At 69.6% G+C, this 13,144-nt stretch carries 12 protein-coding genes; 9 read left to right on the top strand and 3 right to left on the bottom strand.

Going from position 1 to position 13,144, the window contains the following annotated elements:
• Positions 1 to 51 precede the first annotated feature (51 nt).
• The gene (locus tag DEJ43_RS08995) at positions 52 to 258 is read right to left on the bottom strand and encodes a hypothetical protein (RefSeq protein ID WP_015033022.1); all 207 of its coding nucleotides are present in this window, start codon (positions 256 to 258) and stop codon (positions 52 to 54) included.
• Between the two features lie 129 nt (positions 259 to 387).
• Between DEJ43_RS08995 and DEJ43_RS08990 the strand changes: the two genes are divergently transcribed.
• A complete protein-coding gene (locus tag DEJ43_RS08990; protein WP_015033021.1) occupies positions 388 to 1,362 on the top strand; it encodes a carbohydrate kinase family protein in 975 nt (324 codons plus the stop codon).
• Positions 1,363 to 1,912: 550 nt separating this feature from the next.
• On the opposite strand, the gene DEJ43_RS08985 is transcribed toward DEJ43_RS08990, so the two are convergent.
• Positions 1,913 to 3,295, bottom strand: a complete 1,383-nt coding sequence (locus DEJ43_RS08985; protein WP_041662295.1) for a cysteine desulfurase/sulfurtransferase TusA family protein — start codon at positions 3,293 to 3,295, stop codon at positions 1,913 to 1,915.
• A 444-nt stretch (positions 3,296 to 3,739) separates the two neighbouring features.
• On the opposite strand from DEJ43_RS08985, the gene ctaC reads away from it, so the two are divergent.
• From ctaC to DEJ43_RS08965, 4 genes are all read left to right on the top strand, one after another.
• The gene (ctaC, locus tag DEJ43_RS08980) at positions 3,740 to 4,705 is read left to right on the top strand and encodes an aa3-type cytochrome oxidase subunit II (protein WP_015033018.1); all 966 of its coding nucleotides are present in this window, start codon (positions 3,740 to 3,742) and stop codon (positions 4,703 to 4,705) included.
• A complete protein-coding gene (gene ctaD, locus DEJ43_RS08975; protein ID WP_071891256.1) occupies positions 4,702 to 6,438 on the top strand; it encodes an aa3-type cytochrome oxidase subunit I in 1,737 nt (578 codons plus the stop codon). The genes ctaC and ctaD overlap by 4 nt, the downstream gene beginning before the upstream one ends.
• The gene (locus DEJ43_RS08970; RefSeq protein ID WP_071891253.1) at positions 6,435 to 6,833 is read left to right on the top strand and encodes a cytochrome c oxidase subunit 4; all 399 of its coding nucleotides are present in this window, start codon (positions 6,435 to 6,437) and stop codon (positions 6,831 to 6,833) included. The genes ctaD and DEJ43_RS08970 overlap by 4 nt, the downstream gene beginning before the upstream one ends.
• Before the next feature lie 123 nt (positions 6,834 to 6,956).
• Positions 6,957 to 8,213, top strand: coding sequence for a L,D-transpeptidase (locus tag DEJ43_RS08965; RefSeq protein WP_015033015.1), 1,257 nt, complete (start codon positions 6,957 to 6,959; stop codon positions 8,211 to 8,213).
• Between the two features lie 137 nt (positions 8,214 to 8,350).
• Here the strand turns inward: DEJ43_RS08965 and DEJ43_RS08960 are convergent, their stop codons facing one another.
• Positions 8,351 to 8,752, bottom strand: coding sequence for a DNA-binding transcriptional response regulator (locus DEJ43_RS08960; RefSeq protein ID WP_015033014.1), 402 nt, complete (start codon positions 8,750 to 8,752; stop codon positions 8,351 to 8,353).
• 202 nt (positions 8,753 to 8,954) lie between these two features.
• Between DEJ43_RS08960 and ctaE the strand changes: the two genes are divergently transcribed.
• From ctaE to qcrB, 4 genes are all read left to right on the top strand, one after another.
• The gene (ctaE, locus tag DEJ43_RS08955; protein ID WP_015033013.1) at positions 8,955 to 9,575 is read left to right on the top strand and encodes an aa3-type cytochrome oxidase subunit III; all 621 of its coding nucleotides are present in this window, start codon (positions 8,955 to 8,957) and stop codon (positions 9,573 to 9,575) included.
• A gap of 74 nt (positions 9,576 to 9,649) precedes the next feature.
• Complete coding sequence (gene qcrC, locus DEJ43_RS08950; protein ID WP_015033012.1) at positions 9,650 to 10,459, top strand: cytochrome bc1 complex diheme cytochrome c subunit; 810 nt, start codon at positions 9,650 to 9,652, stop codon at positions 10,457 to 10,459.
• Entirely contained in the window at positions 10,456 to 11,508 is a 1,053-nt protein-coding gene (qcrA, locus tag DEJ43_RS08945; RefSeq protein ID WP_015033011.1) for a cytochrome bc1 complex Rieske iron-sulfur subunit, read from the top strand. The genes qcrC and qcrA overlap by 4 nt, the downstream gene beginning before the upstream one ends.
• Positions 11,505 to 13,127, top strand: coding sequence for a cytochrome bc1 complex cytochrome b subunit (qcrB, locus tag DEJ43_RS08940; protein WP_015033010.1), 1,623 nt, complete (start codon positions 11,505 to 11,507; stop codon positions 13,125 to 13,127). Before qcrA ends, qcrB begins: the two co-directional genes overlap by 4 nt.
• Positions 13,128 to 13,144: the final 17 nt, after the last annotated feature.

Below are 13,144 nucleotides of genomic sequence, written 5' to 3'. Positions count from 1 at the left end.
CTCGTCTCGACCGGACGCCGATGGGACGGAGCGGGCGGGCGGACGGTTCCGTCAGCCCCCGTACTCGGTGGTCGCGTCGATCAGCCGCGCCGAGGCCGCGGGGACGACCACGCCGTGGATCAGGGCGGGGGAGACCGGAGCGGGCGCGGGCGAGGACGGGGTCACCCAGTGCGGAGCCATCCGCGCGCCGGCGCCCCGCAGCTCGGCGAGGCTCAGCTCGGACTCGTGTCGCTCACGTGAAGCGGGGTAGAGGGTCATGGCCGCACCGTATGCACCGCACGCCCCCGGGGAAAAGACCTACTCTGGGGTAGTTTCCACTGTTCGGCAGGGCGCCCCCCACCCGGTAGCGTGAACTGTCATTACCGCCTTCCCGCAGGAGCACCCGCCGTGCGCATCGCAGTCACCGGCTCCATCGCCACCGACCACCTCATGACCTTCCCCGGCCGGTTCGCCGACCAGCTGGTGGCCGACCAGCTCCACACGGTGTCCCTCTCCTTCCTCGTCGACAACCTCGACGTCCGGCGCGGCGGCGTCGGCCCCAACATCTGCTTCGGCATGGGACAGCTCGGCGGCAGCCCGATCCTCGTCGGCGCGGCCGGGTACGACTTCGACGAGTACCGCGCCTGGCTCGACCGCCACGGCGTCGACACCGGCTCCGTGCGCATCTCCGAGGTCCTGCACACGGCCCGCTTCGTCTGCACGACCGACAAGGACCACAACCAGATCGGCTCCTTCTACACCGGCGCGATGAGCGAGGCCCGGCTGATCGAGCTCAAGGCCGTCGCCGACCGGGTGGGCGGGCTCGACCTCGTCCTCATCGGCGCCGACGACCCCGAGGCGATGCTCCGCCACACGGAGGAGTGCAGGACCCGCGGGATCCCCTTCGCCGCCGACTTCTCCCAGCAGATCGCGCGGATGGACGGCGAGGAGATCCGCACCCTCCTGGAGGGCGCCACCTACCTCTTCTCCAACGAGTACGAGAAGGGCCTCATCGAGTCCAAGACCGGCTGGACCGACGCCGAGATCCTCGCCCGCGTCGGGCACCGCGTCACCACGCTCGGCTCGCGCGGGGTGCGCATCGAGCGCGTCGGCGAGGACCCGATCGAGGTCGGCTGCCCGGAGGAGACGGCGAAGGTCGACCCGACGGGCGTCGGCGACGCGTTCCGCGCGGGGTTCCTGACGGGCCTGTCGTGGGGCGTGGGCCGGGAGCGCGCCGCGCAGGTCGGCTGCATGCTGGCCACGCTGGTCATCGAGACGCTGGGAACGCAGGAGTACACGCTGCGGCGCGCGAACTTCATGGACCGCTTCACGAAGGCCTACGGCGAAGAGGCCGCGGCCGAGGTCCAGTCCCACCTGAAGTAGCCGCCGGCCCCCCGCCCGCCCCACGGCGGGCGGGGCGCCGCCGCCCCGCGGCCGGACCGGGCCGCAGGCGCCTGGCCCCGGCGGGCCGCCGCCGCCCCGCGGCCGGCCCGGGCCGCAGGCGCCTGCCCTGGCGGGGGCGTCAGCGCACGCGGGCCCGCACGGGCCGCAGGCGCCTGGCCCCGGCGGGGGCCGCCGTCCCGCGCCCGGCCCCGGGCCGGAGGCGCCTGCCCTGGCGGGGGCGTCAGCTCATGCGGGCCCGCACGGGCCGCAGGCGCCTGGCCCCGGCGGGGGCGTCAGCGCACGCGGCCGGCGCGGGCCGGAGGCGCCTGGCCCCGGCGGGGCGCCGCCGTCCCGCGCCCGGCCCCGGGCCGCAGGCGCCTGGCCCCGGCGGGCCGCCGCCGCCCCGCGGCCGGACCGGGCCGCAGGCGGCGCCTGGCCCCGGCGGGCCGCCGCCGCCCCGCGGCCGGACCGAGCCGCAGGCGCCTGCCCTGGCGGCTGCGTCAGCGCACGCGGGCAGCCCGGGCTGGAGGCGCCTGGCCCGGCGGTGGCGTCAGCTCACGCGGCGGACCACGTAGGCCACTCCGCCGCCCGGCCGGGCGCTCTCGCCCACGTACTCCTGCCCTCGCATCTCGCACCACGCCGGAATGTCCAGCCGCGCCGCCGCGTCGTCCGACAGCACCGTCACCGTGCCGCCGACCGGCACGTCGCCGATGACCTTCGCCAGTTCGATCACCGGGATCGGGCAGCGGCGCCCGAGCGCGTCCACCACGAGGGACTCCCGCCCCGGCGTGGCCACCGGCGCCGTCGGGGCGCCGAGCCGCTCCCGTACCCCCGCGACGACCCCCGGCAGCACGTCGAGGAAGCGGTCCACGTCCTCCGCCGTCGTGCCCGCGGGCAGCGACACCCGGACGTTCCCCTCGCTCAGCACGCCCATCGCGCGCAGCACATGGCTGGGCGTCAGCGTCGAGCTCGTACACGACGAACCGGACGAAACGGAGAAACCCTCCCGGTCCAGCTCGTGCAGCAGCGTCTCCCCGTCGACGTACAGACAGGAGAAGGTGACGAGGTGGGGGAGGCGCCGCACCGGATCGCCCACCACCTCCACGTCCGGCACGAGCTCCGGGACCCGCGCCCGGATCCGGTCCACCAGGGCCCGCAGCCGCGCGCCCTCGGCCGCCGCCTCGGCCCGGACGGCCCGCAGCGAGGCCGCCGCCGCCACGATCGCCGGCAGGTTCTCGAAGCCGGGCGCCCGGCCCGACTCCCGTTCGTCCGACGGGCCTTGGGGAGCGAACCTGACCCCCTTGCGTACGGCGAGCAGGCCGACCCCCGCCGGACCGCCCCACTTGTGCGCGCTGGCCGCGAGCAACGACCAGCCCTCCGGCACCGGGCCCAGGCCCAGCGACTGCGCCGCGTCCACGAGCAGCGGCACCCCCGCCGCCCGGCAGGCCTCGGCGACCTCCGCCACCGGCTGCTCGGTCCCCACCTCGTGGTTGGCGGACTGGAGACACGCCAGGGCCGTGCCCGGGTCCAGGGCGGCCGCGAAGACCGCCGGGTCCACCGCCCCCGTCCGCCCCACCGGCACCTCCGTCACCGTGCCGCCGGCCGCCGTGTGGGCCTCGGCGGAGTGCAGGACGGAGGAGTGTTCGACCGCGGACACCACGAGCCGGTCCCCGACACGCCGACGCCCCGCGAGAGATCCGGAGATTCCCGCGTGAACCGCGCGCGTCCCCGAAGGAGTGAACACGAGCTCGTCGGCGCGGCAGCCCACGGCCTCCGCCGCGGCCTCCCGCGCGGCGTCGAGCAGCAGCCGGGCGCGCCGCCCCTCGCGGTAGAGCCGGGCCGGGTCGGCCCAGCCCTCGTCCAGGGCGGCGAGCAGCGCCTGACGGGCGACGGGGTGCAGCGGGGCGGCGGACGCGGCGTCGAAGTACGGCATCCGCCCACGGTAGGGCCTGCGCCCCGGCACCCCGCGCCGGGCCGCCCCGCGCCCTGGCAGCCGCACCCGACCGCCCCGCACCCGCCCGCCCCGCGCCCTGGCAGCCGCACCCGACCGCCCCGTGCCCGGACGCCCCGCCGCCGGGCCGCCCGCCCCCGTGAGCCCCGTGAGCCCCCGCGTGAGCCCTCGTCAGAACCGCCTCGCGACGCACCGGCAGACCGCCGAACGGACGCGTCCGACCCCCCTGCGGAAGCATGGAGTCCACCCCTTCGGGGACTCGGACGGCGCGTTGGGCACCCTCCCCGCGCGACCCCAAATAGCGTCCAGTAGGGTTTGGTCCGCATAAACATCCAAACCCCTGCCCGCGGCCGGGGCGGCGACCGACCAGCGAGACGGACGGCCGTGGCCGACCACTGCGGGCCGAGACTCTCGGGAAGGCGCTACGTGAGTCCCAACGGCTCCGACCGCTCGTCGCGGCGCCCGATGCGGCGGAAGCTGCCGCAGGTGCTGACTGCGGGCCTGATCCTGGCGACAGCCACGGGCTGCTCGTACAACTGGGAAGACTTCCCCCGCCTTGGCATGCCCACCCCCGTCACGGAAGAGGCGCCTCGGATCCTCTCCCTCTGGCAGGGATCGTGGGCGGCCGCGCTCATCACCGGAATCCTGGTGTGGGGCCTGATCATCTGGTCCGTCATCTTCCACCGGCGGAGCAGGACCAAGGTCGAGGTACCTCCGCAGACCCGTTACAACATGCCCATCGAGGCCCTGTACACGGTCACCCCGCTCATCATCGTCTCGGTGCTCTTCTACTTCACCGCGCGCGACGAGTCGAAGCTCCTCGAGCTCACCCCGAAGCCGGCTCACACGGTCAACGTGGTCGGCTACCAGTGGAGCTGGGGCTTCAACTACGTCGAGAACGTGCCCGGTGTGAAGGGTGACGCCAAGACGGACAAGAACCTCGCGTCGATCCCGGACAAGTTCCTCGCGGACTTCCCGGAGAACGCGGGCGGTGTCTACGACGCCGGTATCCCCGGTGACCGCAACCCGCAGACCGGCAACCCGGGCCCGACCCTGTGGCTGCCGAAGGGTGAGAAGGTCCGGTTCGTCCTGACCTCCCGTGACGTCATCCACTCCTTCTGGGTGGTCCCCTTCCTCATGAAGCAGGACGTCATCCCGGGTCACACGAACTCCTTCGAGGTGACCCCGACGCAGGAAGGCACCTTCCTCGGCAAGTGCGCCGAGCTGTGCGGTGTCGACCACTCCCGGATGCTCTTCAACGTCAAGGTGGTCTCCCCGGAGCGCTACCAGCAGCACCTGAAGGAGCTGGCCGAGAAGGGGCAGACCGGCTACATCCCGTCTGGCATCGAGCAGACGGACCCGGCCAGGAATGCGGAGAAGAACCAACTGTGAGCATCCACAACGAAACCCAGGGTGCCGCCGCGGCTGAGGACTCTTACGAGAACGAGCTGCCCGTACGGCGCAAGCAGCCCGGCAACGTCGTGATCAAGTGGCTGACCACCACCGACCACAAGACGATCGGGACGATGTACCTGGTCACGTCGTTCGTCTTCTTCTGCATCGGCGGACTCATGGCGCTCTTCATGCGCGCCGAGCTGGCCCGTCCGGGTACGCAGATCATGTCGAACGAGCAGTTCAACCAGGCGTTCACGATGCACGGCACGATCATGCTGCTGATGTTCGCGACGCCGCTGTTCGCCGGATTCGCGAACTGGATCATGCCGCTGCAGATCGGCGCGCCCGACGTGGCGTTCCCGCGGCTGAACATGTTCGCGTACTGGCTGTACCTCTTCGGCTCGATCATCGCGGTGGCCGGCTTCCTCACCCCGCAGGGTGCGGCCGACTTCGGCTGGTTCGCCTACTCCCCGCTGTCGGACGCCGTCCGCTCGCCGGGTGTCGGCGCCGACATGTGGATCATGGGTCTGGCCTTCTCCGGCTTCGGCACGATCCTCGGTTCGGTCAACTTCATCACCACGATCATCTGCATGCGCGCTCCGGGCATGACGATGTTCCGCATGCCGATCTTCACCTGGAACGTGCTGCTGACCGGTGTCCTGGTCCTGCTCGCCTTCCCGGTCCTGGCGGCCGCGCTGTTCGCCCTCGAGGCGGACCGCAAGTTCGGTGCCCACGTCTTCGACGCCGCCAACGGCGGCGCCCTGCTGTGGCAACACCTCTTCTGGTTCTTCGGACACCCAGAGGTGTACATCATCGCCCTGCCGTTCTTCGGCATCGTCTCCGAGGTCATCCCGGTCTTCAGCCGCAAGCCGATGTTCGGCTACATCGGTCTGGTGGCCGCGACCATCGCGATCGCCGGTCTGTCCGTGACGGTGTGGGCGCACCACATGTACGTCACCGGTGGCGTGCTCCTCCCGTTCTTCTCCTTCATGACGTTCCTCATCGCCGTACCGACCGGCGTGAAGTTCTTCAACTGGATCGGAACGATGTGGAAGGGCTCGTTGTCCTTCGAGACCCCGATGCTCTGGACGATCGGCTTCCTGGTCACCTTCACCTTCGGTGGTCTGACGGGCGTCATCCTGGCCTCGCCGCCGATGGACTTCCACGTCTCCGACTCGTACTTCGTCGTCGCGCACTTCCACTACGTCGTCTTCGGCACCGTGGTCTTCGCGATGTTCGCCGGGTTCCACTTCTGGTGGCCGAAGTTCACGGGCAAGATGCTGGACGAGCGGCTCGGCAAGATCACGTTCTGGACGCTGTTCATCGGCTTCCACGGCACCTTCCTGGTGCAGCACTGGCTCGGTGCCGAGGGCATGCCGCGTCGTTACGCGGACTACCTGGACGCCGACGGCTTCACCGCGCTGAACACGATCTCGACGATCTCCTCCTTCCTGCTCGGTCTGTCGATCCTGCCGTTCCTCTACAACGTCTGGAAGACCGCCAAGTACGGCAAGAAGATCGAGGTCGACGACCCGTGGGGCTACGGCCGTTCGCTCGAATGGGCGACGTCCTGCCCGCCGCCGCGGCACAACTTCCTCACCCTGCCGCGGATCCGTTCGGAATCCCCGGCGTTCGACCTGCACCACCCTGAGATCGCCGCTCTCGACCAGCTCGAGAACAAGGGGCACGAGGCCGAGGCCCTCACGGGCAGCAAGGAGGCCGGCAAGTGAAGATCCAGGGCAAGATGTTCATCTGGCTGAGCGTCTTCATCCTTGCCATGGCGATCCTGTACGGCGTCTGGTCCAAGGAGCCGGTCGGTACGACGGCGCTGTTCCTCGCGTTCGGCCTGGCCATCATGATCGGCTACTACCTGGCCTTCACGGCCAAGCGGGTCGACGCCATGGCGCAGGACAACAAGGAGGCCGACGTCGCGGACGAGGCCGGGGAGCTGGGCTTCTTCGCCCCGCACAGCTGGCAGCCGCTGTCGCTGGCCATCGGCGGCGCGCTCGCCTTCCTCGCCATCGCGATGGGCTGGTGGCTGCTGTACTTCTCCGCCCCGCTGATCCTGGTCGGCCTCTTCGGCTGGGTCTTCGAGTTCTACCGCGGCGAGAACCAGAACCAGTAGCGGCACCCCGCTCCGCACCGGAGCACCCCGAGGGGCCCGGACGCTTCGTCACCGAAGCGCCCGGGCCCCTCTTTTGCAGCACTCGGACGCGCTGGAGCCGAGGATTGTCCTTAGCGTGAAGTCATGAACGACACGCCGCGCATTCGGACTGTTCTGAGCTGCACTCTTCTGGCCGTCACCGTCACCGCGGGCGCCTCGGCGTGTGCGGGCTCCGACGGCCATCCGCTGTCGGCGAGGGCGTACGACGCGGCGGACCAGCTCGCGGTCAACGCCCCCGCCGACGGCGCCAAGGCGGACCCCGAGAAGCCCCTGGAGATCACCGCCAAGGGCGAGGACGGCCGGATCACCGACGTCACCGCCACCGACGAAGCGGGCCACCACCTGGCCGGCGAACTCACCGCCGACGGGCAGCGCTGGCGCTCCACGGCCGCCCTGGCGGCCGGCGCGCGCTACACGGTCCGGGTCGCCACCGAGGACGAGGACGGCGCCCCAGGCGCCCGTACGTACACGTTCGAGACGGCTCCGGCCAAACGGGCCCTGACCGTGACCTTCGGCCCGGAGGCGGGCACGTACGGCGTCGGACAGCCCATCACGGCCGACCTCAGCCTCCCCGTCAAGGACCGCAAGGCCCGCGCGGTCGTCGAACGGGCCCTCAAGGTCCGCTCCACGCCCTCCGTCGAGGGCTCCTGGTACTGGGTGGACGACAAGAAGCTGCACTTCAGACCCAAGGAGTACTGGCCGAGCGGCGCCCGCGTCACCGTCACGGGCAACCTGGACGGCCTCAAGGTCGGCGACAAGCTCTACGGCGGCGCGTCCAAGCCCCTGAAGCTCACCATCGGCGACCGGATCGAGGCCGTCGCGGACGCCGGGTCGCACTACATGACCGTGCGGCGCAACGGAGAAGTGATCAACACCATTCCGGTGACCACCGGCAAACCGGGCTTCTCCACCCGAAACGGCATCAAAGTCATCCTCGGCAAGGAGTACTACGTCCGGATGCGGGGCACCAGCATCGGCATCTCCGAGGGCAGCTCCGAGTCGTACGACCTGCCGGTCTACTACGCGACCCGGGTCACCTGGAGCGGCGAGTACGTGCACGCCGCGCCCTGGTCCGTCGGCTCGCAGGGCGTGGCGAACGTCAGCCACGGCTGTGTGGGCATGTCGACCGGGAACGCGGCCTGGTTCTACGAGACCGTCCGCCCCGGCGACATCGTCCGCGTCGTCAACAGCTACGGCGACACGATGGACACCTTCGGGAACGGCTTCGGCGACTGGAACCTGCCGTGGGAGAAGTGGCGCACGGGCAGCGCCCTGGTGGAGGCCACCGGAAGCCCGGTGGCCGCCACCGAGAAGGCCCGCCTGCGGCCGCTCGCTCTCTAGGCTCGGTTCGCCTCCGGGGCGCCGATGCCGGGCTCACGGGGTCGACCGTGCTCGCCTCCCTCGTCCCTCGGGAGGCTCCGCGCGCTCGACCCCGTTCCCCCGGCGCGCCCCTTCGGCTCACTCGCCTCGCGCGGCGACTACGCGTCGATCGACAGGCGCGAGCGGATCAGGGCGGCCAGGGACGCCGCGAACTCGACCGGTTCCACCGGAAGGGTGACCGCGGCGTCCGCGCGGCTCCAGGTGGCCAGCCAGGCGTCCTGGGGGCGGCCGATGAGCAGCAGCACCGGCGGGCAGCGGAAGACCTCGTCCTTGATCTGGCGGCACACGCCCATGCCGCCCGCGGGCACCGCCTCGCCGTCCAGGACGCACACGTCGACGCCGCCCTCGTCCAGGCGCTTCAGCACCGCCGGCAGGGTCGCGCACTCCACGAACTCCACCGGGGGGACGTCCGACGCGGGCCTGCGCCCCGCCGCCAGCCGTACCTGCTCGCGGGTGTTCGCGTCGTCGCTGTAGACCAGGACCGTGGCACTCGACTGCATCGTTCCTCCGGCTGGGAAGGCGGGTGGGTCGTCGTCGACCGATGCGCGGATGCTACTCCGGTCCACACCCCGTCAACACCCGTTCAACACCTGTTCGAAGGGTGCCGGAGGGCCCTCGCACTGGGCCGTTCGGGCTGGACACACCCCTCTGACACTCCGAACGGCACCCCCCGGAGTGAGGGCGGGATAAGCGACCGACATAATGTCGGTCGTGGCGACAGTAACGACAGTAGAAACAGGGCACGCGCACCCGTCGGTCAATCGACCGAACCTCACCAGCGTCGGAACCATCATCTGGTTGAGCTCCGAGCTGATGTTCTTCGCGGCCCTCTTCGCGATGTACTTCACCCTGCGATCGGTGACGGGTGCCGAGTTCTGGGCGGAAAAGGCCTCGGCCTTGAACTTCCCGTTCTCGGCGACCAACACCACGATCCTGGTGCTCTCCTCCCTCACCTGTCAGCTCGGCGTCTTCGCCGCCGAGCGGGGCGACGTGAAGAAGCTCCGGACGTGGTTCATCATCACGTTCGTGATGGGTGCGATCTTCATCGGCGGCCAGGTCTTCGAGTACACCGAGCTGGTGAAGCACGAGGGCCTCTCGCTCTCGTCGGACCCGTACGGCTCCGTGTTCTACCTGACCACCGGCTTCCACGGCCTGCACGTGACGGGCGGTCTCATCGCCTTCCTGCTGGTCCTCGGCCGGACGTACGCCGCCAAGAGGTTCACTCACGAGCAGGCAACCGCCGCCATCGTCGTGTCCTACTACTGGCACTTCGTCGATGTCGTCTGGATCGGCCTCTTCGCCACGATCTACATGATCAAGTAATCGGCGCCGCCGTCACGGCGGACCGAGACATCCAGCAAGCATCGACGCAGAAGATCCTGACACCGGGGTAATCCGTGAAAAAGCTCTCCGCACGACGACGCCATCCGCTGGCGGCGGTCGTCGTCCTACTTCTCGCGCTGGCGGCCACTGGGGGGCTGTACGCCGCGTTCGCGCCCGCGGGCACGGCGAAGGCCGATGAAACCGCCCAGTCCCTCGCCATCGAGGAGGGCAAGAAGCTCTACTCCGTCGGCTGCGCCAGCTGCCACGGAACCGGCGGTCAGGGCACCTCTGACGGCCCGTCCCTCGTCGGCGTCGGTTCGGCCGCCGTCGACTTCCAGGTCGGCACCGGCCGGATGCCGGCCCAGCAGCCGGGCGCCCAGGTCCCGAAGAAGAAGGTCATCTACTCGCAGGCTGAGATCGATCAGCTCGCGGCGTACGTCGCCTCTCTCGGTGCCGGTGCGGTCACGCCGACCGAGAGCCAGTACAGCCCTGACGGTGCCGACATCGCCAAGGGTGGCGAGCTGTTCCGCACCAACTGTGCCCAGTGCCACAACTTCACCGGTGAGGGTGGCGCGCTGACCTACGGCAAGTACGCCCCGAGCCTCGAAGGCGTGAGCCCGAAGCACCTCTACGAGGCCATGCAGACCGGCCCGCAGAACATGCCCTCCTTCCCGGACACGACCATGCCGGAGAAGGAGAAGAAGGACATCATCGCGTACGTCCAGGCCGTCAACAGCGACAAGGCCGACAACCCGGGCGGTCTCAAGCTCGGTGGCCTCGGCCCCGTCTCCGAAGGCCTGTTCGCCTGGATCTTCGGTCTGGGTGCGCTGATCGCAGTTGCCATCTGGGTCGCGGCCCACACCGCTAAGGCCAAGAAGTCATGAGTAGCCAAGAGATTCCAGAAGAGAACCTGCCGGCAGGGCAGGACACCGCGCACGGCGCGGTGAAGGTCGCCGACGACCCGTTCGCCGACCCGGGCCTCCCGCCCCACAAGCCCCGCATCCAGGACATCGACGAGCGGGCCGCCCGTCGGTCCGAGCGCGCGGTGGCGTTCATGTTCACGCTGTCGATGCTGGCCACGATCGGCTTCATCGCCTCGTACGTGATCTTCCCGGTCGACAAGATCGTGTACATCTGGCCCTTCGGCCGGGTGTCCGCGCTCAACTTCGCGCTGGGCTGGACCCTGGGCCTCGCGCTCTTCTTCATCGGCGCGGGCGCGGTCCACTGGGCCCGCACCCTGATGTCCGACGTCGAGATCGCGGACGAGCGGCACCCGATCCAGGCCGACGCCGAGACCAAGGCGAAGGTCATGTCGGACTTCGCGGCCGGTGCCGCCGAGTCTGGCATGGGCCGCCGCAAGCTCATCCGCAACACGATGTTCGGCGCGCTGTCGCTCGTACCGCTCTCCGGCATCGTCCTGCTGCGTGACATGGGCCCGCTGCCCGAGAAGAAGCTCCGGACCACCATGTGGACCAAGGGGCTCCAGCTCATCAACATGAACACGAACGAGCCGCTGCGTCCCGAGGACGTCGCGGTCGGTTCGCTGACCTTCGCGATGCCCGAGGGCCTCTCGGAGCACGACCACCACTTCCAGACCGAGATCGCCAAGGCCGCCCTGATGATCGTCCGGATCCAGCCGGAGGACATCAAGGACAAGCGCGAGCTCGAGTGGTCGCACGAGGGCATCGTCGCCTTCTCGAAGATCTGCACCCACGTGGGCTGCCCGATCTCCCTGTACGAGCAGCAGACGCACCACGTCCTCTGCCCGTGCCACCAGTCCACCTTCGACCTCTCCGACGGCGCCCGCGTCATCTTCGGCCCGGCCGGTCACGCCCTCCCGCAGCTGCGGATCGGCGTGAACGACAAGGGCTTCCTGGAGGCGCTCGGCGACTTCGACGAGCCCGTCGGCCCTGCCTTCTGGGAGCGCGGATGAGCACCGTGACCGATACGAAGAAAGCACCCGCCGGTGAGCGGGTGGCCGACTGGGCCGACGGACGCCTGGGGATCTACACGCTGGCCAAGGCCAACATGCGGAAGATCTTCCCGGACCACTGGTCCTTCATGCTCGGCGAGATCTGCCTCTACAGCTTCCTCATCATCATCCTGACGGGCGTCTATCTGACGATGTTCTTCCACCCGTCGATGAACGAGGTGGAGTACGTCGGACCGTACGTCCCGCTCCAGGGACAGCTGATGTCCGAGGCGTTCAACTCGACCATGCACATCTCGTTCGAGGTGCGCGGTGGTCTGCTCATCCGGCAGATCCACCACTGGGCGGCGCTGATCTTCCTCGCCGGCATGTTCGTGCACATGATGCGCGTGTTCTTCACGGGCGCGTTCCGCAAGCCGCGTGAGATCAACTGGCTGTTCGGCTTCCTGCTGTTCTTCCTGGGCATGTTCACCGGCTTCACCGGTTACTCGCTCCCGGACGACCTGCTCTCCGGCACCGGTGTCCGCTTCATGCAGGGCGCGATCCTGTCCGTGCCGGTCATCGGCACGTACCTGTCGATGTTCCTGTTCGGCGGGGAGTTCCCCGGCGGCGACTTCGTGGCCCGGTTCTACTCGGCCCACGTCCTGCTGCTGCCCGGCATCATGCTCGGCCTCGTGGTCGCCCACCTCATCCTGGTGTTCTTCCACAAGCACACGCAGTTCGCCGGCCCCGGCCGTACGAACAAGAACGTCGTGGGCATGCCGCTGCTGCCGGTCTACATGGCCAAGGCCGGAGGCTTCTTCTTCCTGGTCTTCGGTGTCATCGCGGTCATCGCGGCGATCGCCTCGATCAACCCGATCTGGGCCATCGGCCCGTACCGCCCGGACCAGGTGTCCACCGGCGCCCAGCCCGACTGGTACATGGGCTTCGCCGAGGGTCTGATCCGTGTCATGCCGGGCTGGGAGATCAACCTCTGGGGCCACACGCTGGTCCTCGGCGTGATGATCCCGCTGGCGATCTTCCCGGCGGTCCTCGCGGCCATCGCGGTCTACCCGTTCATCGAGTCCTGGATCACCGGCGACAAGCGCGAGCACCACATCGCGCAGCGCCCGCGCAACGCTCCGACGCGCACCGCCTTCGGTGTCGCCTGGATCACCGCGTACATGATCATGCTCGTGGGTGGTGGAAACGACCTCTGGGCGACCCACTTCCACCTGTCGCTCAACTCGATCACCTGGTTCGTGCGGATCTTCTTCTTCGTCGGCCCGGTCATCGCGTTCGTCGCCACCAAGCGGATCTGCCTCGGCCTCCAGCGCCGCGACAAGGACAAGGTGCTGCACGGCCGCGAGTCCGGCATCATCAAGCGCCTGCCGCACGGTGAGTTCGTCGAGGTCCACGAGCCGCTCAGCCAGGGCGAGCTGCACCGCCTCACGGCGCACGAGCAGTACGAGGCCGCGGAGCTTCCGCCGGCCGTCGACGAGAACGGCGTGGAGCGCAAGATCGGGCGCATGGAGAAGCTCCGGGTCAAGCTCAACAAGGGCTACTACGGCGACGACAACCAGATCGCCAAGCCCACGGTCGAGGAGTACAAGGAGATCCAGAGCGGCCACGGCCACCACTGATCGCCTGAACTTCCGAC

The sequence above is a fragment of the Streptomyces venezuelae ATCC 10712 genome, assembly GCF_008639165.1.
GTDB lineage: Bacteria > Actinomycetota > Actinomycetes > Streptomycetales > Streptomycetaceae > Streptomyces > Streptomyces venezuelae.
The sequence above is the reverse complement of the archived record's forward strand: the minus strand, read 5'-3'. Positions and strand labels throughout refer to the sequence as shown.